The organism is Vibrio sp. 704 (genome assembly GCF_033339295.1).
Genome location: NZ_JAWOUH010000802.1, coordinates 1 through 568, shown reverse-complemented (window position 1 = coordinate 568; position 568 = coordinate 1). Strand labels below are relative to the sequence as shown.

General features: G+C 48.1%; 2 protein-coding genes. Both read right to left on the bottom strand.

All coding sequences use genetic code 11. The annotated features are described in order from the left end of the window. Positions 1-33 precede the first annotated feature (33 nt). The gene (locus tag R7R24_RS29210) at positions 34-255 is read right to left on the bottom strand and encodes a YecH family metal-binding protein (protein ID WP_015297472.1); all 222 of its coding nucleotides are present in this window, start codon (positions 253-255) and stop codon (positions 34-36) included. A 69-nt stretch (positions 256-324) separates the two neighbouring features. Beyond that, a partial coding sequence (locus tag R7R24_RS29205; RefSeq protein WP_318120524.1) for a lysoplasmalogenase family protein occupies positions 325-568 on the bottom strand: 244 nt, incomplete at its 5' end.

Sequence of the window (568 nt, the reverse complement as noted above, 5' to 3'; positions counted from 1 at the left end):
GCCCCCGATTACCGAAACAACCTCAGACGCCGCTTAATGGTTGCAAATACGCGCCATGTTGACGACGAACTTGCCTTCGAGTTCGCGAACCTTATCGCGCTGTAATAAAAAGGTTAGCAATGCATCTAAGTCTAGATCATTCAACTTACAGGTATGAAAGCGTACGTCTGCGCCAAAATGTTGTGCGAGCTCGTCGCGGCTCATTGGGGTTTCACGTAGTAGGTTTAGTAAGTTGTGAGCATGAATGTCACTCATCATTAACTCCAGTTAGCAAATAGAACCCGACCAGTGTACTGAAATCGTCGAGCACTGCTTTGACTTACGTTAGTAAATGATAGAAGCAACAATGAGTGCATGAGCAAGAAAGTAGCTTCCACTTACCCAAACATACGCGCGCTTCATTGGTTTACGGAATCCGTGTATGGCGTAAGCGAGCGCGGAATACGTCATGATGACGGTGCCACTAAAGCCAATGGCATTCGCGTAGCTAGGCGTTTGTAGCCAAACCTCACCGGCTGCCCAAGCGAGCTGCACTAGCATTATGCCCATAGTCACTACGGGAAAAACG

What these genes read in the sequence shown, in the direction of transcription:
- R7R24_RS29210 (WP_015297472.1), bottom strand. Translation starts at nt 255, where the DNA reads ATGAGTGACATTCATGCTCACAACTTACTAAACCTACTACGTGAAACC.